A 19594-nucleotide genomic window follows, 5' to 3' on the forward strand; every position below is an offset into this window, starting at 1 on the left:
CGCTGTGGATTAGTGAGCATCCCTCATTAAAACGCCTGATTATTTCCAGCGGCAGGCTGCCGCTTGCTCATTAAGCAGTGATGGTGATTTTCACCTGCATACCTAACGCATGGTTTACAGGCAGTGCGCTGTTTTCGTGCATAACGTGGTAAGCATCGCCGCGCTCGCTCAGGTAGCCCCAGGAGTAGTATTCAGCAGGTGCAGCATCAATCAGCGCAAAGTTGCCAGAGGCAGCGCCGTAGATGTTCTGATAAGGGTTTGTACTGCCACTGCCCTTGCTGAACACCGGAACCGCCACCATGTCAGCATCATCTGGCATCTGTGCAAGGATCAGCGTGTCTGTGACCTTCACAAAATCTACTGGGCTACCAGGTAGGCTAAAGGTTGAAACACCAGGGAGAAGCTCGTGACGCTGGTAGAACAGGTTACGGTCGTCATATGGCGCTACATACTGGAACGCTTTAGACATACTGTCAGAGAAGCGAATCTGGCTGAATGCAGCAGGTTTAGCGAATACGATCACTCGTTCAATCTGACCAGCCAATCCACCTGCGGCAGCCTGAACTTTGTCTAAGATGGCATCAAAATCCTGTGCCGCTGTCGCTGCACTCACGCTGGCTGTCATTGGCACAACGCCAAACAATTCAGCATAAGAGATCAGCAGGTCATCAGTTGCAGGGGTGTACACTTCACCTTTGAAGAGGCAGCGGGCCAGGTACGATTCTCGGGTACGAAGGTAAGCAATTTTATGTTTCCCAGTGTATTCGGTGTACAGGTCTGTAACGGTTTGTTCGTAATCAGTGCCTTGTACCCTTTTCCCTTGTACGTCTACTGGTTTGAAGGTGTCTTCCCTTGCAAACCAAGGAATCTCCACCAAATATTCTTTACCATTCTGACGCGCGGTAGTGTCGTGGTTTGATGAATAACGGCTCTGCGGGGTGTTAAACAGGCTGTAGTTATCATCCAGAAGCTGTGTCACCACCACTTTCGGATTCTGAACACCTACTTCGTCGAAGAGGTCGAGGGCATTCATAAGGTAGTTACGTTCCGGCAGGGCCTGGAAGATTGGCGCTAAATCGACCATCTCACGCCCAATTGCGATTTTAGTCATTAATGATCATCCTTGATTAAGAGGTGAAGAATGGACGGCATACGAATCCTTTGGATTCGAGCGTGGTAATAGCTGCGGCGTGGTTAGCTGCATTCAGGTTGTCGGCTTTGAGCGCTACGAAGCTGCCAACATTAGGCGCACGTAGGACATTCACGGTTTTACCGTCGCCAGCACTCACGAAATCACTTACCACCACAAAGGCATTATCGCCGGAGGTGTATAAAGCGCCATCAGCCCCGATGACATCGGCGCATTGAATATCCGCTGGCAGGTCGAAAACACGACCTTCTACGACTGCAAAAGAATCAGTGGCGTAGCTCACTACGTCCGTGAAACTCTTACGAATTGGGAAAAGTTCGGTTAGGTCTACAATCATTGTTGTTTGATTTCCTTGGATTTGATTGCGATCCGTTCCTGCATACTAAGTTGAGGAGTGTCCTCAGAAGGGAAATAACGCTCTACAGCGAGTTCAATTTCTTCTATAGTGCATCCTGCCATTTCAGCCACTTTAGCTGTTATTTCAGGGTTAACTTGAATCACTTCGGATTTGTATTTTAGGATTCGGTCGCGATTGTTTAATAAGAACATTGTGTTGTTCCTTCGCGTTGTGTCTGCGTACAACATAAATGCTGTATGCAGGGTAAAGAGAAGGGCTACCGAAGTAGCCCTGAAGAGTATGCCCTTGTTAGAAAGCATTGTTTAACGTCATCGTTTCGGAGGATTATGAAGTTAAAGAATGGTTTCTTGAATAAAATGAAGGGCGCAACTGTTACGAATAACAGAAGAAGGATCGCCCGTCATTGCTCCCACTTCAAAACAGAAGCCCTTCTGTCATGGCGAGAAGTGGGAATGGAATCTCAATATCACCACTGGAATAGTAATAAGAGATTGCCAGCCTGAACGTAACTACCACTGACGGCATTTATTCAGTCTGACTACTTATAATCCTAACGGGGTTATAAGGTTTAGAGCAAAGAATTTGCTCTCTGAAAGAGAATGTGCGCGGTGATTGTCCGTTACCACCCGACACAAGTGGGAACGCCCGCGCCACCCTTTGGAACTAAACACAACAAAGGAAAACAACCAGCTTTCAGAGAGAAAATTCAGATGGAGAGAGTGCCGCTATGAGAAACGGCATTCTGGAGGGAGAGGTGATTCGAATACTATCCATACTTCTTATTCTATAACATTTCTGTTAATTTGTCAATACCCAAACCGAAATTTTATTCACTTTCCTTGCATTTTTATTCAAATTTGCTTACTGCGTATTTCTCGGCAATGGCTCCTGCCAGTTCCGCAAGTTCGGCGGTGATGTATTGCAGGGAGCAAGCAAGCTCTTCAAGGTCATTGGCAATGCGCCACGCCTGATCCACGGTGACGGTATCCCCGTTCATCTGCACCAGGTGCTCTACAGCAGCGCTCCAGTGTTCAAGGGCGGTAATTGCCTGTTCAGTGTATTGTATCGCTTCCAGAAGCGCGGAGGGCGTTCTCTCACGCCACGCCTTATTAACAAGCTGCAATGCTGGTAGATGCCAGATATCGTGGAAAGAGTTAATAAGGGTGTTCACGATGTTCACGGTGTCCATAGTGTTAAGAGTCATAATGTTCCTTGGTATCAAATAGGGTGTCAAAGTCGCGGGTTAAATTGTTAAGGTGATTAACCGAAAGCCAGCCGCAATAATGTTCGTATGAGGAGAAATTAAGAATTTGCCATTTGTGAAGATTTGAAGAATCCACATTAAAGATTTTCATCTTCCTGGGTTTCCAGAATGCACCTGGGCAGCTATTGAGAATATCCTGTAATGCGCCCATCTCGTCAGGAGACATTGCAGGGCTATTCTCTTCAATTATTGTAGTTTGCCATTCACCAGGAACAGAATTGTATTCCTTCGAAAGGCGAGATAGATTTTGAAAATCAGATGTTCGTAATAATGATTGTGCGTTTCGTTCAAATTTTGTAACTACGTTACGTTTTCTTTTTCCCATTCATTCCTCGTAGAGGGAAACTTCCGTGTTTTCTCGTTAATGTCCATACTGCGTAAAATGCAAATAACCAATACATAGCGATGATCATAAAAGTTTCCCTATTGTGAGTTTTAGAAATTAGAGTAGATAAATTCTACATTGTCTCGTTCGATGTGTTTCAGCGTGAATGATAAATAGCTACTTTCATCATCTATCTCAATCACACCAATGTTGCGCAGCGCACGAAGCCAGAACCTGATCCCGTGATCACTTACACCGGATTTATCAGATAGTTCTCCGTAGGAAATGCGTGTCCTACGTCCTCTCCAGAACCAAACCAGGGCATGGTAAACGCCCTTCCCGCTATCGTTGATCTGTATCTGGTTTGTGTTGTTCAATTTTATGTATTGTATCAATTAGTCCTCCTGATTAGTTCCAGTGGCGTTGTATTGTGGCGATCCCTTTCTTCATTAGTTCAGCCGTTTGTCTTTGGGTCAATCCTTTGGATTTGTGTTCCTGTACTTCTTTACGGGTGTTGTTACCTTTAACTTTCTTTCTCACTTTCCCAAATTTCAGACATTCAATCTTTGCTCCAGGGAAATAATGCTCTTTGATGTATTCAGCAGTTGCCAGATCAGGTACTACGAACACCAGAGGGTGATCAGTGTCAGCATTACGGATAGATGTACGACTAATAAACTGGTAGCACCGTTCATAATTCATCGCGGAGCGTTGCTTCTGTTCAAATTCTTCAACATTCCAGCCGTTAAGCTCCGCATACTGCCGCCATTTACCTTGGAAATCTTTATCAAGATTACTGCAACCAAGAAACGCTGCATTGTGTATGTGCTGGTAATGGTTCAGGCCATAGGAAGCCATTGAAACACGGATACCACGGGAAGCATCGGTAAGAATTTCATCCCCTATCGTAGTAAACTGACACAGGGATTTATCTCTGTTGGTAGCGAAGATAAATTCACCAGGCACGCGCTGGATGATTTCCTGGAGATGTTCGTGAAACACTTTCTGTAATGCTGTCAAAGTGCATCTGTTTTCACATACGGCGACCAGGGAGATCGGTACACGCTTATGTTTACGTCTTTCAAGTGGCGGCTGTAAATCTTCACCAGCTTCCTCAACTTCGTATTTCGCCAGATGTTCAGCAGCCCAGGTAAACAAACTTCGAGAAGAGCCAGCACCTAAAAGTGTGAGTTGTTCAGCCCATTCTACAGATCTGATAATTGGAGACTCAGTGAAGGCAAACAGGTGTTTATTCTCTTCGTAGAGAAGTCCAGCACCCTGCATAATCGCCCAGAGCAGGCGCTTTAACTCAGCACCATTCGCCTCTGTTTCGTGCCAATAGTCGTAGAAATCTTCACGCTTATCCTCACTCAGGAATAACAATCCGTCCCGCTCTTCCAGCCAATCCAGGAATGGGAAATTTTGTTCCGTCCGTTTGGTATGCTGCACTTTGATGTAAGCGCCAAACATTGCATCAGGGATTTCATCAACAAAGATACTGAAATTACGGAGAAGGTTTTGAAGTTCCGTTTCAAGCGCTGCACGATAGCAGTAATGAATGAAACATTGATGTGTACAGATAATAACCGAATGCTGGAAATCGTATTCCAAGGTGGAAATTAGGTGTCTTACCGCTTCTGTTTCGGTGTCCACATGGAAACTCTTCACCCGTCTGTCTTTTAGTTCTTCCCTCACCTGTCCACATAATTCATGTGTTGGCATCACGAGAAGATAACGAGGGGGAATTGCTTCGGAGTTTGTTAATAAACTTGATTTGATGTAGTGCTGTAACGTGGTGGACTTTCCAGATCCGCAAATTGCATCAACGTAGGTTATTACTTTTCTTCTTTGGTTCATTTGTTTCCTCTTTGTTAAGGATTGTTGTTATTAATTCGCTCACCAGTGCGGCGGCGGCTTTATTTTCACGATTAGCCCGATTGATCAAAGCCTCGTAAGTTTCAGGGGTGAAGTTAATCTTCATTCTTTGGAATCCTTCTTAAATTCATCAAAACGGGATAGTGCTTCTTTAAACATCTGTTCACGTTCGAAATACTTTCGTTTTCTGGCTACGTACATAGATGCGTAGATTAAATCTCTTGTGGCTTTACCACTCACCAGTTCATAAAACACCTGGTCACTGCTGAAATACTTCATAGAAGATTGTCTCCTTATTCATTGTGGGGACTCACCTTGTCGGTGAGCTACAGACGCAGAAAAGCCCCCTCACCGAATGCCCAGGAGGAGGCTTAAAGGAAATCTGTAGAGTGAATTGTTGTTCTGTTTCTTCAGAACATACCTAACTATAACATACAAACGAACGTTTTGTCAAGATATTTATTGATCTATTTCAATGCCTTGCTAAATGTCAATGACATAATGTGCTTTATAGCAACATTAGTTAGTGGAAGTCAACAAGTTTTTATGGTAGTTTTGCCAACCGGAGAGGACGCTTCTACGATTGGCATCATTTCCGGCTCTTCATGCGAGTGAGCCGATCTTGTAGCTACGCTACATCGCACAATGAACCTGTTAACACATCATTTTAATGATAAGCCCTTTTACATAATTTTGATGTGTTGAGATCGTAGGCTCACAATGAACCAGCGATCAGCGGGTGAATGTCGCATGAAAAGGTATCTGCTCATGATCATCCTGCACAATGATGTATGTTCGAGGAATACGAGAACATAAGAGAGATAATTAATAACCTTAATTTAATTAAGGGTAGTTAGTAGTTGGTTTGTGTCAGTGAGTGAAGCGAACATGACAAGTTTCTATACAGGAAAAATCTCTTCTCAACAATACTTTTCTGTAGAAGTCACTTTCCTGTATAGCTATCCTCCATGCGCGTGATCAGCGCATACCAAATTGTACAGTCCACTTTATGGAGAATTAACCCTACATCCCTCGTTTCACTCATGATTGCGTGTTAATCGCGAATACTCGCCTCCATAGCGCCGGAAAAATCCCACGCTAATTACATTCTAAATACCCGCTAAACCCCAGGTAAAGCGATGCTTAATCTATTCCAAATAATCCACCAGTAACGCTCTCTGAGCGCCTTTCTCACTTTCAAAGTATCTTTCATCACTTATACGAAAGCCTTGCGCCGTGCGGCTCACAGCGATCATTGTCCACAATGAGCACTTTCATGATAGGTGCAATGTGCTGAATGAGTTTTCTAAATTGAAACGATGTTTCTTTTTCCATGCTGAAACCAGCCAATTCATTAGCATTCTAATCATTTCTTAGTACAATCAATTCAAATGAGAATCATTATCATTTACGGTGCAATATCCCTACCTCAAGGTTCTGTAGAAATGTGAGATAGAATACCTAACCTATTGATTTATTTGATACGCTACGCTTTATCTTCGCCCTTCGCCTCTCTGGTATGCAATGAATCTGCATAAACCGTGCATAGCCTCGCCAGGATTTGGCAACGTTCAAACATCTGTTTAGACTTGCCAACATTATGATTTTGTTCAAGATATTCCGAAATTGTTCGAATTTCAAACAGGAGTCCGTGCTTTTTCGCGTTCAGTAGTGCTGGAAATGGCGCAACCTTCCACCACTCCGTCAAAAAAATGTGAGATTGAATAGTTGTAACTTGCTGAAAATGATCATAATCTTATTTCACAGTTTCAAGATTTACGGAGATAAGCAGATGGCGACCACGAAGATAATCACCCAGGCAGAGGCTTTTAAGCTGATTAACTGGCTTGAAAGTCATAACAAACAGCTATTCGCAGACGTAGCGGTAACAATGGCCTCTTTATGCTTACGTGTCGGGGATACGGTGAATTTAAAGTTCACCCAGTTCAAGGAAGGAAATACGCTGGAAGTGCTGGAGAGTAAGACGTGCAAGAAGAAAGAAATCATCGTCCCTGCGAAGGTGTGGGAGATTGTAGAACGTCGCCGCCAGGCATTCCCGAAAGACGAATATGTTTTTACGTCACACAGCAATCGTGCATCAGGAAAAGCCCCTGTCAGCCGTGAACAGGTGAACCGTGAGATCAAACAGGCTGCGGAGAATGTGGGGATCAAAGGAACAGTAGGATGCCATTCTTTTCGCAAGTTTTCTGCCACACAGGTGTGGGAGAAGTCTAACGGGAATTTGGCTTTAGCAATGAAAGCGCTGAACCACTCAGATCCCAAAGTCACCATGAACTATTTGAAAATTGACGTTAAGAGCGTGGGCGCTGCCCTTGCAAACATTTGGGAGTGAGCAATATGAAACGCTTGATTGTACTGCCGCTGGCGCTCATGAGACTGAAAGGTTAACGCAAGGCGCACCAGAGCATTTGGAAAGCAATCAGAACACACCAGCAGTGAGGGTGCACTTGGTAAACTTGTAGTGATCATAAGTGAACTCACAGTACACATTACCCACACCTTGCAGAGATACATCCCCCTGATACTTTCTCTCTCGTGTGTCGGGATCAAATTGGTTGAGGTAAAACTCCCCAAACATACTAAAAAACTTCTTCGCCCCAAATCTGCTCACACGAAGTTCGAAACTATCTATATAACCAGATGAACGCATCTCGACGGCAATAATACGCGCGATGGCAATCGCCTCCTGTTTACTTAACCAGTTATTCACAAACAAGAACACAATAAAAGAGCAACCTAATGTTTCAGGTAATGCCAAGATAGAAACAATTAACATTATCACGCGCAGCAACTATTATTCCTTCTTTCAAGAATCAGACAGAAATCATTAAGAAAACTCTTAAAGTTTTTGAGGCTATATTTTAAGTTAGCAATCTTACCGCAACAACTTAACACAAAAACTCTTGGTAGGGATGATCCTTGATGCGTAAAAGTTTATTGATGTTGTTAGCTTCTTCTCTGCTTCTGTCTGGGTGTGCTGTATAGAAACAACAGGTTCTAACTGGTGGTAGCAAGTCTGATGGGACTGTAAAAACGAGTTATTCTTTCGGGATGTTCGCCCCCTAAAGTGAACGTCCAGCAAGGCGCTCAAGCAGCAGCACAGCGTTGCGCTGCATGTGGCTATTCTGGTGCTGAGCCTTTCGGCGGTTATACTTCAGTTTGTTCTCAACCATCCACAAGCGGATGTATGGAAACACTGGTCTCAATGGAGTATCAATGTACTGGCGATATTAAAAAATAAAATAAAGGGGACATCGCCCCCTTATGCCCTTGCCAACCATTTTGTAGGGATCTCTTCCCACTTTTTGCTTACTTCATCAAAGAAGAACACATCATCAATGCCATGCTCAAGGAGGTTAACTGTCTGAGTAGCTGTCGGTATATTCAAATCTTCAACAAGCGCTGACAACACGGTATTGATTTGATCACATCCGTCCCATTCAATAATTTTCTCTTTATGTTTTCCATGAAACCCATAGTGGATACGTAACTGCTTATTGGTCATTACCATCCCCCTACTGTTAGTATTATCCTGATACATTGACTCAACAAAATCTCGTTGCTCTCCAGTCAAGGTGAGTGTCTCCAAAGAAAGAGCCCACTAAATTGTGCAACTAATAGATTTTAGACGATATAAGCCATTTAGCACCGTGATGGGTAGCTTAAAACATGTTGTTAGCCGTTCGCGCCAGCTTGATTTCCTCTCGCTCTTCCTGCTTCTTAGCAAGCCAAGCTTTACCTTCTGGCGTAGCAAGGAATTTACGAGCGTGAATCTTACGGTTGTTGCGCTTAGTGGCTGCCTTATTCGTGGCTTTTGACATGATATCACCTCCGCTGAATCTGCCAGCGCTCAACGTACAGCAGAGAGACAGTACAACGAAAGTTACAATGGTGCAGATAATGGATGACCATTACGTGCCGTGTTGGGCACATAAGAAAAGGCGGCGCGTAGCGCTTCCGCAGGGTGTAATCCCTTCGCAGGGAGGATAAAGCCTTAGCACGTTCTCTTATCAGGTGATCGTTATACTCCGGTGATCGAAACCGTGGCAGAGCCGGATTCTTTCCCGATCCGGTTAGTCTTCCCAACATTACGCCTGTTTATTCTCTGCAACGTCATCTCGACGTGTAGCATCATTGAGCGCCGCACGAAGCGCGGAACGTATCGCTAAGGGTTCAAGTGATGTGTTTAGAGAGTCCGGCAACTCTTTTAGCTTCAAGGGATGGCATAATTTCTAATGCTGTTCGGGCTTGAGCCTGGTAACTACCCGCCAGTACGTTGTACAATACTTGAGCCGATACAACGCAAAGGCGTTTACCAGTGCTAACAGAAGTTACAAACCGTTAGATAAACATGCTAAAGAATGCTGTTTTTACGGGATTTTCTGTTGATGGTGCCGATAATAGGAGTCGAACCTACGACCTTCGCATTACGAATCAGAAGCACCACATTTAACTAACTGTTTTTACAAGCATTGACCGCATTCACACAGCCAATGCTGATGGCACAAACAGAAAGATGATGGATGATGATTTCTGGTGCATGACACAATCATGGCACAACCGTGGCACAAGAAATCACATCACCGGGCAATCATCAAACTCACCAGAACGTGCATCGTTGATGATGTACGTGATGACTCCAAACACCGGACTCTCTATCCCTTCGAAGTGACCAGGTAACTTTTCCTTCCTGCCATTAAGGGCTTTCTCAAGATGAGGCTGAGGATATGTCCGGTAAATCTTCACCTTAAACTCGCCTTCCACCTCACAGACCAACAAGGAGCCATCGCAAGGGTTTAGTGACGAGTCGATGACCAGCAGCGCATCTTTCATGATGCCGCAGCGGTAGATAGTCTCTGACGACTTCATGTAGTAAGTAGCTGATGGCCTGGTTACGATGCGCTGATCTAGCGATATGCGCTGCTCAACATAGTCTGCTGCAGGGCTAGGAAATCCCATAACCACCTCCTGTTTACTGTATACACATACAGTATAGAAGGACCTGATGATTATCAATAGATGATCTATTATCATCTTGGTGCTAAACTCATCGGCATTATAAATGTGTTTCACAAACAAATGCTTAATTCACATTTAAATAAATGTTTTTTTAATTAATAACGGCGGATATTATGCTGACAATAATTTCTAATAATCTTGTGAGATTTGCTGCTTTGATAAGCGCTTTCGGTTTAATTAAGGGGCATAGCGGAGGAAATAGTATTATGTTTTTAATAGAGTTGTCATGATGGCTATGTGGCTGCAAATGGATTACAAACTAATCATATCTTTAATTAAAAAATAAACCTGACATTCTGAATTATATGAAAAATGAAAAGCTTTACGGGATTGAGGCGCTTAGAGGAATTGCAGCTCTTGTGGTCGCGATTGGTCATAATCGAGGTTTGTTTGGTCATGTAGAGACAGAGTCATTCATGGACAGACTAACTGCAAATGCAATATTTGGAGTTGAAATATTCTTCATAATAAGCGGGTTTATTATTTCATATTCCACAAGAAACATAAAATCACCATCATTGCGTAACACAGCTTCATTCCTTGTTAAAAGAATATTTAGAATATATCCTGTTTACTTTGTAATACTTGCTGTTTATGTAGTCCTGTTTTACAGGAACATTTACACCGGCATTCCAGAGGGTGGTGCTTTATCAACAGTAAATATCATTAAGTCTTTCTTCCTTATACCGCTAGACTGGAATTCCTTACCTCCATATTATGGATGGGGAGCAATAATTGTTTCATGGTCTTTAGCTTATGAAATGTATTTTTATATTGTATTTGCACTATCAATGTCAATTAGTATCAAATATAGGGCTTTGATTGCATCTATTGTACTGGTGAGCGTTAGTGTTTTATTGCCTGTGATATTCAATGGTAATTTTACCATCGACGCACAAAGATATTATTTCAATGGTGGTTATTTATTATCTCACTTTGGGTTTATAGGAAATCCAATTGTTTTTGATTTCATTCTTGGAATGATAATTGCACAAGCACTTCCATTAATCAATAAAGTCAAAATAAACAACGGAATAATTAACAGCATTGCAATAGCTTTGCTAGGATTTTCTTTTGTGTTTTGGCTAAATGGAATTTCAGAAGGCCATGGGTTAACCAAATCTGCATATATTGCTTTTACGATAGTATCATGCGTTATAATTCTTGAAAGAAATTCAGTTTTTGTTTTTAACAAGATGTTAATATCATTAGGTACAATATCTTACTCGCTTTATTTGATTCACGTTCCAGTAATAAAATACATAGAGCTTTACGGTCAGACAATAGGGCTTAACACTGATATTAGATCATTGCCTCTATATTTATCATCTTTAACAATATCTGTTTGCTTGTCGTATGTGATATTCAACGTAATAGAAAAACCTTTCATCAATGCAGGGGCAAGGATAGCCAAAAAGATTTCTGGATAAATGTTAGGCGTCTTTCGACGCCTTTCCGTTTAGAATGCTGTAGCGCAGAACTCTCCACTGCCTACAGCTACGCCTCTCACCTCAATGTACCAGTATCCAGCATCATTAGCAGTTGGATAGTCAAATGTCATGGTAAGAGCCCTTCCCATAGGGGACATTGATATCTCATTTACCGGATCGCCAGGTCCAAATATCTTTTGCAATGGCATATTTGGCGCAAAACTACCTGATGCATATTTGATGTTGTTAGGCACAGTCATAATCTTCAGTGAGGCTATTGATGGCATTGATGTGTTACCACTTCGAAATGTTTCTGTTAATGCCAGATCCGTCCCAATTGCGTTTTTATATCCAGTCCACTTAACTAACCCATTTCCAACAGTACCGCCCACGCAACGTAGTGTTATCTCAATAATCCCACAGTCGAAGAAATCAGTGTCGTTATTAAACATCATTCCGTAAAGGGCCTTGGGTAATGGGAACGTAGCACCGTTCAATCTTATTGCGGATGGCGGGCCGCCTGCCTCATTATTTCCTTTGTGAGGTACCGTCTGACGATAAACCTCGTCAGTGCCTCTTAAAACCTGGTTTCCTGAATAATCATTTTGAGCTACCGAAAGCGCTACAGGTCGGACAGTTATACCCTGAATAAACACGTCGTTAGTGCTTCCAGTATCCTCCCGCGTCTGGAATGTTATCGTCTTCCACCCTCGGCCAACAAGGCTACCTACAATTCGTGGTAACCCGCTTAATTTACCTCCAGATCTATCCCTCATCTGAATCTGAAAAGGCTGACCAGATCTGGTGTCGATGTACCGCGAACTTCTCGGGTTTACATCGTCATAATAAGGGGGATAAACACTACCGTGAACCTGCTCAGAAGTCATTCCGCAAACCACATCAAGGTCTGACCACTGCCCTATCACATCTACTTCAGCAGCATCAGCATCAAGGTAAAATGAAAATGATATTCTTGTCGGAGTCCCTGCAACCATTCTCCCAACAATCTTCTGAAGAATGAATGATCCATCGTTATACAGAGTTTCGAAACTACCAAGTGCGTCATAAAAACCGACTGTGTCACTTTGCATTGAAGGCCAAAAAAATGTTTCTTGCGAAAGTGGTTTATAGGCAGAAAGCACACCTCCAGCAAGAATAAAACCGGCTACCGCTTCGCCAAGCTTTGAATATCCAGCAGAGTTAAGATGAGTTCCGTCAGCCTCTACAGCACCCTGCGGGATGTAATAGAGTACTTCGTTTGCATTCATGTAAGCGCAGCCAAATACCGTAGCCATGCTCTTTGCCTGCTGAGCGAATTTCTGGAATAGTGGGTCAGTTCTCCCGGTGCCGCCCGATGCGCAAGCCATGATTACAACACCACATCCCCAGTCAATGTAACGGCGAATAAGCAACTCCATATACTGCATGTATTCTTCATGGGTGCTATTGATGGGGTCTGCATCATTTATGCCATACATCAGGAACACAACATCTGCGTTAGGATTGGTTGTCCAGTATTCATAACCTTCTTTTGCTGTATGGCCACTCACCCCCTGATTAACTACCGTCACAGGGATTCCTGAAACGTAATTCATAAACACGCCGAGCCTTGCAGGGTATTCAATCGTGGCGTGTGTGATAGTAGGGTTTACTATGGCATCAGCGCCCGTTGGTGGGACGACATCGGTGGATGTTGTGTCCATGCCGGCTGTAATAGAATCGCCTTGGCATATGATCTTGACGCTCTGCTTTGTGCGACATTTGTATTGGAACTGCGCAAGAAGCTTTATGTTACGTTCGCGATATTGCGCACTCAGGACGTCCTCAAGTTTTTTCTGTACTGTTCCTCCAAGCGTGGTGCCGACCATCCCTGCACCCGCAGCAGACTCCAAATCACTTCGCAGAGTGGCATCTCCTACACTGAGCCACTTTCCTACCCCTACTCCACCAGTAGAATCTGGCGTTGAACCTGCAGGAACGTCTTTTGGAAATGCACCATCCCAGCGGTAGTATTCGCCTGTCGCTTCAAGGCGCAGAACCTGGTTAGGCAGCGTGAGATTGTTTCCATCTTCGAAGCTGTCGAGTGTAATGTACCCAAAAGTTGAAATAGCCTGTTGAGCTACCCAGCGCAAGCCCTCGATCGTGTAATGTTTTTTGCCAAATCTGTCTTCGTACTCACGCTGCAGTGAAGTGACGAATTCGTCAATCTTGCCCGCATTGTATTTCAGGTCGCGGTATGATTCGCTTGGTACAGCGTTTTGAGTTGGTTGAGTAGCCATATTAATTCCATAAAAAAACCCGGCGCGGTGGCCGGGTCTGGTTGGTCGTGGGATGTTCTTATTGGTAGATCGCGTCGCTGTATTCCGCGACGGTCAGAGATACCGTGTTATCCGTGTTTGGTTTGATGCTGTTCACCGTCCATAGTTGGCTGTCCAGTTCCTCCACGGTCGCTATGAGATAGCGTGACGGGAGCTGCACAGTGTCTCCGTTCCAGATATTGAGCTGAATGTTGGGTATTGCTGCGGTGAAGCCGTACTTTGTATCGCTGCGGGCCGTCGCCGGATAGCGCAGCGTCGGGTTACCCAAGCTGTCGGTGACAAGGACATACATCGAACCGGTGAAGGTGATCGGCTCGCTGGTATCGAAGTCATTCCCGGAGCGGCCGGTGACGTAACCACCCTGCTGGTTGCTGTCGTAGATGTCAGGCATCTGAATGACGCTGCCGACCTGTATTATCCCGTCCTCAAAAACTTTGGCGTTCATCTTCACGCGCGAGTAGATCAGGCGTTTGGTTTCGCGCAGAGCTCGCTCCCGGGCCTGATACTCGTTACGGAAGCCGACTATCTCCAGCTTGTTTGGGTTCTCCGCTTCCTGCTCGACGATGGCGCCATTCAGCACGCGGTAGTTGATGTACGTCTTGTTGTTCGTTGTGGGGTGGACGTATGACACCTGCACGCCGTCATAACCGCCTGGGAGAGTGGCCTCGTACGTCATTTTGTACTCGTCCGTCTTCATGTTGGCCCGGTTGAATACTGCCGCCGGGTAGTCAACCTTCTGATCGCGGGTAAACGTCAGCACGCCATCGTCCCAGTACGCCACAACCGACGCAGCATTGCAGATCGCCTGCACGCGGTCTCCCAGTGAGTCGTTCTCGTCGTCGAACGTGTAGTCGAAGTAACCCAGCCGTTCATCCGGCAGGCTTTCGGCGATCGAGTACAGCCCGTACAGGTCAATGCTGCTTACCGGCTGCTCACCCATGATGAGCCAGGTGTGCGCAACCGCATCAGCGAACGAGCGCGACGGCCGCAGAGTGTAATCCACCGTCTGTGTGTCGAGGTCGTACGTGATGGTATGACGCGTCACCAGCGCGTTATATTTGCGCTCACGGCTGCCCAGGGCATTCTCGGTCGCCCGGACTTTTACGCGCACCAGCGTGTCGGTCGGATGAACGACGTTTGCTCTGATGTTGATGCTGTGGATCTCTTCAACCTTGAGCAGTGACGCGTCACCGGAGTTATCCGTGCGCTGGAATCGAAACAGCAGAGCACCTGAAGAAGCTGCGTGCCCAGCGCGCGGCATGAGGAGAGAGCGTGAAACCTTACGAATCGAAGAAATCGCAGTTCACCAGAAATCTGATCCGGCGGCGCCACGCTGAATGGTCAGAAAGAACCTTTGGTAATGTCGGTCCAGTCGGACCGCTGAAGCACCTTTCCAAAGAGGCACTCGAAGCTTCCGCCGATCCTGGCGACCTCAGTGAGTGGGCTGATATGCAGTTCCTGCTATGGGACGCGCAGCGGCGCGCCGGAATCACCGATGAGCAGATCACCGCAGCGCTGGAAGAAAAGCTAAAGGTGAACATGGCGCGCCAGTGGCCTGAACCGAAAGACGGCGAACCGCGCCTTCACATCAAACCATGACGCAACTGATAGCCAGTTATGAGCTGGCTATTGGGTGCGAAAGCCCACCTCGTAAATACCTTGATGTTATTGCCGCCTACGGGCGGCGTCTTTTTTGCCTGGAGGAAACCAATGGAAGAGGAAATCTTCACACGTGAAGAGGCTGCGTCGTACCTGAAGGTTGATAAAGGCACCATCACGCAGTGGATCCGCAGCGGTCGACTTCCGGCCGCAAAGATAAATCCAGAAAAACCCAAGAGCCCGTATCGCATTTGTAAGTCTGACTGCATTGCAGCGCTGAAGTCTGTCCGACACAATAGCGCTGTGAATGCGGTTGGTATGCAGGAGGAAAAAGCATGTCAATCAAACTACGCGGTGGCACGTGGCACTGCGACTTCGTCGCGCCAGATGGATCACGAGTTAGACGTTCTCTTGAAACCTCAGACAAGAGAGAAGCGCAGGAACTTCACGATCGTCTGAAGTCGGAAGCGTGGCGGGTAAAACAACTTGGGGAGTCGCCTAAGAAGTTATTCAAGGAGGCCTGCATAAGATGGCTCAGGGAGAAAGAGGATAAGAAGAGCCTGGATGATGACAAAAGCATCATTAAGTTCTGGTTACTGCATTTCAGAGAGACTGTTCTCGCTGACATCACAACAGACAAAATAATGGAGGCGGTAGACGGAATGGAAAACCGCCGCCATCGCCTGAACTGGGAAATGACCAGAGACAGGTGTTTGAGACTCTCTAAACCAGTACCAGATTATATTCCTAAGCTCGCAACGAAGGGAACAAGGACGAGGCATCTGGCGATACTAAGGGCCATTCTGAATATGGCGGTGCAGTGGGGGTGGCTGGATAAAGCGCCGAAGATATCCACGCCAAGGGTGAAGAATGGCCGCATCCGCTGGCTGACGGAAGAGGAGTCGAAACGTCTTTTTGCAGAGATAGCCCCTCACTTCTTCCCGGTCGTTATGTTTGCTGTCACCACCGGCCTTCGTCGTTCTAACGTAACCGACCTCGAATGGTCACAGGTAGACCTGGATAAGCGGATGGCATGGATGCACCCTGACGAAACTAAAGCCGGAAACGCCATCGGCGTTCCACTGAACGAAACAGCGTTAGGGATACTGAGGAAACAGCAAGGTCTGCATAAGCGCTGGGTGTTCGTTCACACGACTCCCGGGTACAGAAGCGACGGAACCAAAACAGCAGCAGTCAGAAAAATGCGGACAGATAGTAATAAGGCATGGAAGGGAGCACTAAAGCGGGCAGGCATTAGCAATTTCCGCTTCCATGACCTCAGGCATACATGGGCAAGCTGGCTTGTACAGTCTGGTGTTTCACTTCTGGCGCTTAAGGAAATGGGGGGATGGGAGACGCTGGAAATGGTTCAACGATATGCACATTTGTCTGCCGGACATCTTACGGAGCACGCGAGCAAAATTGATGCGATTATTGGTCGCAATGTCACAAATACGGCACAAGAGGAGAATGTGGTTTACTTGAATGTAAGGTAAGTAATTGAAATAACTGGTGCCGATAATAGGAGTCGAACCTACGACCTTCGCATTACGAATGCGCTGCTCTACCAACTGAGCTATATCGGCCCTGAGAGGCCGGTTACGAGCGTAACCACGGGGCAAAAGAGTAGATCTAACCGGGTGATGCGTCAATGCCCTTTTGAATCAAACGGCTATTTTTGCATCACCCGCGATTATTTACGCACGAATGGTATCATCACCGAAGCCGATCCACTTGTAGGTGGTCAGCGCTTCCAGCCCCATCGGACCGCGGGCATGCAGCTTCTGAGTGCTCACAGCCACCTCCGCGCCCAGACCAAACTGGCCGCCATCGGTGAAGCGCGTCGAGGCATTCACGTAAACCGCAGACGAATCCACTTCATTCACAAAACGATCGGCATTGCGCAGGGTGCGCGTCAGGATCGCATCAGAATGCTGGGTTCCGTGTTCACGAATGTGCGCAATAGCGTCATCGAGATCCGCAACTACCTTCACGTTCAGATCCAGCGACAAATACTCATCGTCGTACTGCTCCGCGTTAACCGGAACGATCTTTGCCGGACCGTCTTTCAGCAGGGCGAGAGCCTTCTCGTCCGCATGCAGCGTAACGCCACTTTCCGCCATCTGCATGCTCAGCGCTGGCAGGAAGGTACTGGCGATGCCCTGATGCACCAGCAGCGTTTCGACCGTATTACAGGTGCTTGGACGCTGAGTTTTAGCGTTGACGATAATCTTCAGTGCAGGTTCGATCTCCGCGGTGTCATCCACCACGATATGGCATACGCCGATACCGCCGGTAATGACCGGAATGGTGGAATGCTCACGGCACAGCTTGTGCAGGCCCGCGCCGCCGCGTGGGATGAGCATGTCGATGTGTTTGTCCATGCGCAGCATCTCGTTGACCAGCGCGCGGTCGGGGCTTTCAATCGCCTGCACGGCAGCCGCCGGTAAGCCGCACTCCTCCAGCGCCTGCTGAATGACGTTCACCGTCGCGGCGTTGGTGCGCCAGGTCTCTTTCCCGCCACGCAGGATAGCGGCGTTACCGGTTTTCAGGCACAGGGAGGCGACATCCACCGTCACGTTTGGACGCGCTTCGTAAATCACACCGATGACGCCGAGTGGCACACGACGACGCTCAAGGCGTAACCCGCTGTCGAGCACCCCACCGTCAATCACCTGCCCTACCGGGTCGGCGAGGTTGCACACCTGACGGACGTCGTCGGCGATACCTTTCAAACGCGCCGGGGTCAATGCCAGACGGTCGAGCATCGCTTCGCTCAAGCCGTTACGACGCGCTTCCAGCAGATCCTGCTCATTGGCGAGCAAAATTTCCTGCGACTGGGATTCCAGATAATCAGCGATTTTTTCCAGCACGCGGTTTTTCTCACGGCTGGAAAGGAGCGCGAGTTTATACGAGGCGGCTTTCGCGGCTGCGCCCATTTGTTCCAGCATGTTCTGGCTCCTTAACGAATAATCATGTCGTCGCGATGCACGGCAACCGGGCCATATTCATAGCCCAGGATGGCGTCGATCTGCTGGGAATGGTGGCCAGCAATCCGACGCAGCGCGTCGCTGTTATAACGGCTTACGCCATGAGCGATGTCGCGACCTTCAAGGTTACGGATTCGGATCACTTCACCACGCGAGAAGTTGCCTGTCACGCTTTTAATTCCTTTTGGAAGCAATGAGCTTCCTCTTTCCAGAATAGCGGCGGTCGCGCCTTCATCCACGGTCAATTCACCAGCCGGGGGCGCGCCAAAGATCCAGCGTTTGCGGTTTTCCAGCGGGGACGCCTGGGCGTGGAAGCGTGTGCCCACAGAGATGCCTTCCATCACATCACCTATCACGCCCGGACGGCTGCCCGCGGCAATGATGGTGTCGATACCGGCCCGGCACGCCACGTCCGCAGCCTGGAGCTTGGTGCCCATACCGCCTGTACCAAGACCAGAAACGCTGTCTCCCGCAATGGCACGCAGCGCATCGTCAATGCCGTGAACGTCTTTGATCAGTTCTGCCTGTGGATTGGAACGCGGGTCAGCGGTAAACAGCCCCTGCTGATCGGTCAGAAGCAGCAGCTTATCGGCCCCTGCCAGGATCGCCGCCAGCGCAGAGAGGTTATCGTTGTCGCCTACTTTGATTTCAGCGGTGGCAACAGCGTCGTTTTCGTTGATGACCGGAACGATATGGTTATCCAGCAGCGCGCGCAGCGTATCGCGGGCGTTCAGGAAACGTTCTCTGTCTTCCATATCCGCACGCGTCAACAGCATCTGCCCGACGTGAATGCCATAAATGGAGAACAGTTGTTCCCAGAGCTGTATGAGTCGGCTTTGTCCTACGGCGGCCAGCAGCTGTTTGGAGGCGATCGTCGCGGGGAGTTCGGGGTAGCCCAGGTGTTCACGCCCGGCGGCAATCGCCCCGGAGGTCACAATCACAATACGATGCCCTGCGGCATGCAACTGAGCGCACTGACGTACAAGCTCAACGATATGGGCACGATTAAGGCGGCGTGATCCGCCTGTTAACACACTGGTACCGAGTTTTACCACCAGCGTCTGGCTGTCACTCATGATTCTCTGCCATTCAACAATAAGGGAAAATGATGTCAGTCAGACGTTTTAACAGGTGTCAGCCCCGTTGCCAACTGCCTTAGCACATCACCCGTCACTTTGTTGCGCGGGATCAGGAAGCGTAGCGGCAGATTTTGACAATTTTATTACCGAAAAATTAAAACATACT

20 protein-coding genes, 1 tRNA gene and 2 pseudogenes are annotated in these 19594 nt (G+C 47.1%); 6 read left to right on the forward strand and 17 right to left on the reverse strand.

The genetic code is table 11. The annotated features are described in order from the left end of the window. Positions 1 to 70: 70 nt before the first annotated feature. The 8 genes from SK51_RS22265 to SK51_RS25505 form a co-directional block, all read right to left on the reverse strand. Positions 71 to 1111, reverse strand: coding sequence for a major capsid protein (locus SK51_RS22265; RefSeq protein WP_023303160.1), 1041 nt, complete (start codon positions 1109 to 1111; stop codon positions 71 to 73). 16 nt (positions 1112 to 1127) lie between these two features. Continuing rightward, positions 1128 to 1487 (reverse strand): hypothetical protein, encoded by a 360-nt coding sequence (locus SK51_RS22270; protein WP_023303159.1) that lies wholly within the window; start codon positions 1485 to 1487, stop codon positions 1128 to 1130. Then, positions 1484 to 1699: a hypothetical protein gene (locus SK51_RS22275; protein WP_023303158.1), complete on the reverse strand. Its 216-nt coding sequence runs from the start codon at positions 1697 to 1699 to the stop codon at positions 1484 to 1486. The genes SK51_RS22270 and SK51_RS22275 overlap by 4 nt, the downstream gene beginning before the upstream one ends. 656 nt (positions 1700 to 2355) lie before the next feature. Further along, complete coding sequence (locus SK51_RS22280) at positions 2356 to 2712, reverse strand: hypothetical protein (protein WP_048207152.1); 357 nt, start codon at positions 2710 to 2712, stop codon at positions 2356 to 2358. Beyond that, positions 2702 to 3097, reverse strand: a complete 396-nt coding sequence (locus SK51_RS25395) for a hypothetical protein (RefSeq protein ID WP_032623407.1) — start codon at positions 3095 to 3097, stop codon at positions 2702 to 2704. The genes SK51_RS22280 and SK51_RS25395 overlap by 11 nt, the downstream gene beginning before the upstream one ends. 408 nt (positions 3098 to 3505) lie before the next feature. Beyond that, on the reverse strand, positions 3506 to 4954 hold the full coding sequence (locus SK51_RS22290; RefSeq protein ID WP_023303155.1) for a DEAD/DEAH box helicase family protein: 1449 nt from the start codon (positions 4952 to 4954) through the stop codon (positions 3506 to 3508). Next, complete coding sequence (locus SK51_RS25500; protein WP_023303154.1) at positions 4920 to 5078, reverse strand: hypothetical protein; 159 nt, start codon at positions 5076 to 5078, stop codon at positions 4920 to 4922. Before SK51_RS25500 ends, SK51_RS22290 begins: the two co-directional genes overlap by 35 nt. Further along, positions 5075 to 5251: a hypothetical protein gene (locus tag SK51_RS25505; RefSeq protein WP_013098603.1), complete on the reverse strand. Its 177-nt coding sequence runs from the start codon at positions 5249 to 5251 to the stop codon at positions 5075 to 5077. The genes SK51_RS25500 and SK51_RS25505 overlap by 4 nt, the downstream gene beginning before the upstream one ends. A gap of 1513 nt (positions 5252 to 6764) precedes the next feature. Here SK51_RS25505 and SK51_RS22305 point away from each other — a divergent pair. Beyond that, positions 6765 to 7325: a tyrosine-type recombinase/integrase gene (locus tag SK51_RS22305; protein ID WP_023303153.1), complete on the forward strand. Its 561-nt coding sequence runs from the start codon at positions 6765 to 6767 to the stop codon at positions 7323 to 7325. 87 nt (positions 7326 to 7412) lie between these two features. On the opposite strand, the gene SK51_RS22310 is transcribed toward SK51_RS22305, so the two are convergent. Further along, positions 7413 to 7769, reverse strand: a complete 357-nt coding sequence (locus tag SK51_RS22310) for a hypothetical protein (protein WP_045608302.1) — start codon at positions 7767 to 7769, stop codon at positions 7413 to 7415. A gap of 291 nt (positions 7770 to 8060) precedes the next feature. Here SK51_RS22310 and yecR point away from each other — a divergent pair, with 291 nt between their 5' ends. Beyond that, positions 8061 to 8234 carry a YecR family lipoprotein gene (yecR, locus tag SK51_RS25710; RefSeq protein ID WP_223862021.1) on the forward strand — a complete coding sequence of 58 codons (174 nt, stop codon included), beginning with the start codon at positions 8061 to 8063 and terminating at the stop codon, positions 8232 to 8234. A gap of 21 nt (positions 8235 to 8255) precedes the next feature. Here the strand turns inward: yecR and SK51_RS22315 are convergent, their stop codons facing one another. From SK51_RS22315 to SK51_RS22320, 3 genes are all read right to left on the reverse strand, one after another. Beyond that, positions 8256 to 8498: a hypothetical protein gene (locus SK51_RS22315; RefSeq protein ID WP_023303151.1), complete on the reverse strand. Its 243-nt coding sequence runs from the start codon at positions 8496 to 8498 to the stop codon at positions 8256 to 8258. 157 nt (positions 8499 to 8655) lie between these two features. After that, positions 8656 to 8814, reverse strand: coding sequence for a hypothetical protein (locus SK51_RS25515; RefSeq protein WP_023303150.1), 159 nt, complete (start codon positions 8812 to 8814; stop codon positions 8656 to 8658). A 754-nt stretch (positions 8815 to 9568) separates the two neighbouring features. Further along, positions 9569 to 9952, reverse strand: a complete 384-nt coding sequence (locus tag SK51_RS22320; protein ID WP_047353026.1) for a HumD family translesion DNA polymerase — start codon at positions 9950 to 9952, stop codon at positions 9569 to 9571. Between the two features lie 365 nt (positions 9953 to 10317). Here SK51_RS22320 and SK51_RS22325 point away from each other — a divergent pair, with 365 nt between their 5' ends. After that, positions 10318 to 11442, forward strand: coding sequence for an acyltransferase family protein (locus tag SK51_RS22325; protein ID WP_048207154.1), 1125 nt, complete (start codon positions 10318 to 10320; stop codon positions 11440 to 11442). Between the two features lie 29 nt (positions 11443 to 11471). Here SK51_RS22325 and SK51_RS25085 read toward each other — a convergent pair whose 3' ends face one another. After that, entirely contained in the window at positions 11472 to 13721 is a 2250-nt protein-coding gene (locus SK51_RS25085) for an SGNH/GDSL hydrolase family protein (protein WP_047353024.1), read from the reverse strand. A 58-nt stretch (positions 13722 to 13779) separates the two neighbouring features. Continuing rightward, positions 13780 to 14973: pseudogene (locus SK51_RS22335) on the reverse strand (host specificity factor TipJ family phage tail protein); the annotation flags it as partial. A gap of 107 nt (positions 14974 to 15080) precedes the next feature. Here SK51_RS22335 and SK51_RS22340 point away from each other — a divergent pair. The 3 genes and pseudogenes from SK51_RS22340 to SK51_RS22345 all read left to right on the forward strand — a co-directional run. Further along, a pseudogene (locus tag SK51_RS22340) lies at positions 15081 to 15353 on the forward strand (DUF550 domain-containing protein); the annotation flags it as partial. A 117-nt stretch (positions 15354 to 15470) separates the two neighbouring features. Further along, positions 15471 to 15818: a helix-turn-helix domain-containing protein gene (locus tag SK51_RS24665; protein WP_072023904.1), complete on the forward strand. Its 348-nt coding sequence runs from the start codon at positions 15471 to 15473 to the stop codon at positions 15816 to 15818. Then, positions 15701 to 16855 carry a site-specific integrase gene (locus tag SK51_RS22345; protein ID WP_230679803.1) on the forward strand — a complete coding sequence of 385 codons (1155 nt, stop codon included), beginning with the start codon at positions 15701 to 15703 and terminating at the stop codon, positions 16853 to 16855. The genes SK51_RS24665 and SK51_RS22345 overlap by 118 nt, the downstream gene beginning before the upstream one ends. A gap of 14 nt (positions 16856 to 16869) precedes the next feature. Here the strand turns inward: SK51_RS22345 and SK51_RS22350 are convergent. From SK51_RS22350 to proB, 3 genes are all read right to left on the reverse strand, one after another. Further along, positions 16870 to 16945: transfer RNA gene (locus SK51_RS22350), tRNA-Thr, on the reverse strand. 111 nt (positions 16946 to 17056) lie between these two features. Beyond that, entirely contained in the window at positions 17057 to 18310 is a 1254-nt protein-coding gene (gene proA, locus SK51_RS22355; RefSeq protein ID WP_023305491.1) for a glutamate-5-semialdehyde dehydrogenase, read from the reverse strand. An 11-nt stretch (positions 18311 to 18321) separates the two neighbouring features. Then, entirely contained in the window at positions 18322 to 19425 is a 1104-nt protein-coding gene (gene proB / locus SK51_RS22360; protein ID WP_015571369.1) for a glutamate 5-kinase, read from the reverse strand. Positions 19426 to 19594 lie beyond the last annotated feature (169 nt).

Origin of the sequence: Enterobacter sp. MGH85, from assembly GCF_001037655.1 — a bacterium.
GTDB classification, from domain to species: domain Bacteria; phylum Pseudomonadota; class Gammaproteobacteria; order Enterobacterales; family Enterobacteriaceae; genus Enterobacter; species Enterobacter intestinihominis.

Bases quoted from the DNA above. Each gene is read 5' to 3' on its own strand.
- SK51_RS22265 (WP_023303160.1), bottom strand. From the start codon at position 1,111: ATGACTAAAATCGCAATTGGGCGTGAGATGGTCGATTTAGCGCCAATC.
- SK51_RS22275 (WP_023303158.1), bottom strand. From the start codon at position 1,699: ATGTTCTTATTAAACAATCGCGACCGAATCCTAAAATACAAATCCGAA.
- SK51_RS22325 (WP_048207154.1), top strand. From the start codon at position 10,318: ATGAAAAATGAAAAGCTTTACGGGATTGAGGCGCTTAGAGGAATTGCA.
- SK51_RS25500 (WP_023303154.1), bottom strand. From the start codon at position 5,078: ATGAAGATTAACTTCACCCCTGAAACTTACGAGGCTTTGATCAATCGG.
- proA (WP_023305491.1), bottom strand. From the start codon at position 18,310: ATGCTGGAACAAATGGGCGCAGCCGCGAAAGCCGCCTCGTATAAACTC.
- SK51_RS24665 (WP_072023904.1), top strand. From the start codon at position 15,471: ATGGAAGAGGAAATCTTCACACGTGAAGAGGCTGCGTCGTACCTGAAG.
- SK51_RS22280 (WP_048207152.1), bottom strand. From the start codon at position 2,712: ATGACTCTTAACACTATGGACACCGTGAACATCGTGAACACCCTTATT.
- SK51_RS22320 (WP_047353026.1), bottom strand. From the start codon at position 9,952: ATGGGATTTCCTAGCCCTGCAGCAGACTATGTTGAGCAGCGCATATCG.
- SK51_RS22315 (WP_023303151.1), bottom strand. From the start codon at position 8,498: ATGACCAATAAGCAGTTACGTATCCACTATGGGTTTCATGGAAAACAT.
- SK51_RS22270 (WP_023303159.1), bottom strand. From the start codon at position 1,487: ATGATTGTAGACCTAACCGAACTTTTCCCAATTCGTAAGAGTTTCACG.
- SK51_RS25505 (WP_013098603.1), bottom strand. From the start codon at position 5,251: ATGAAGTATTTCAGCAGTGACCAGGTGTTTTATGAACTGGTGAGTGGT.
- SK51_RS25395 (WP_032623407.1), bottom strand. From the start codon at position 3,097: ATGGGAAAAAGAAAACGTAACGTAGTTACAAAATTTGAACGAAACGCA.
- proB (WP_015571369.1), bottom strand. From the start codon at position 19,425: ATGAGTGACAGCCAGACGCTGGTGGTAAAACTCGGTACCAGTGTGTTA.
- SK51_RS22310 (WP_045608302.1), bottom strand. From the start codon at position 7,769: ATGTTAATTGTTTCTATCTTGGCATTACCTGAAACATTAGGTTGCTCT.
- SK51_RS22290 (WP_023303155.1), bottom strand. From the start codon at position 4,954: ATGAACCAAAGAAGAAAAGTAATAACCTACGTTGATGCAATTTGCGGA.
- SK51_RS25515 (WP_023303150.1), bottom strand. From the start codon at position 8,814: ATGTCAAAAGCCACGAATAAGGCAGCCACTAAGCGCAACAACCGTAAG.
- SK51_RS22305 (WP_023303153.1), top strand. From the start codon at position 6,765: ATGGCGACCACGAAGATAATCACCCAGGCAGAGGCTTTTAAGCTGATT.
- SK51_RS25085 (WP_047353024.1), bottom strand. From the start codon at position 13,721: ATGGCTACTCAACCAACTCAAAACGCTGTACCAAGCGAATCATACCGC.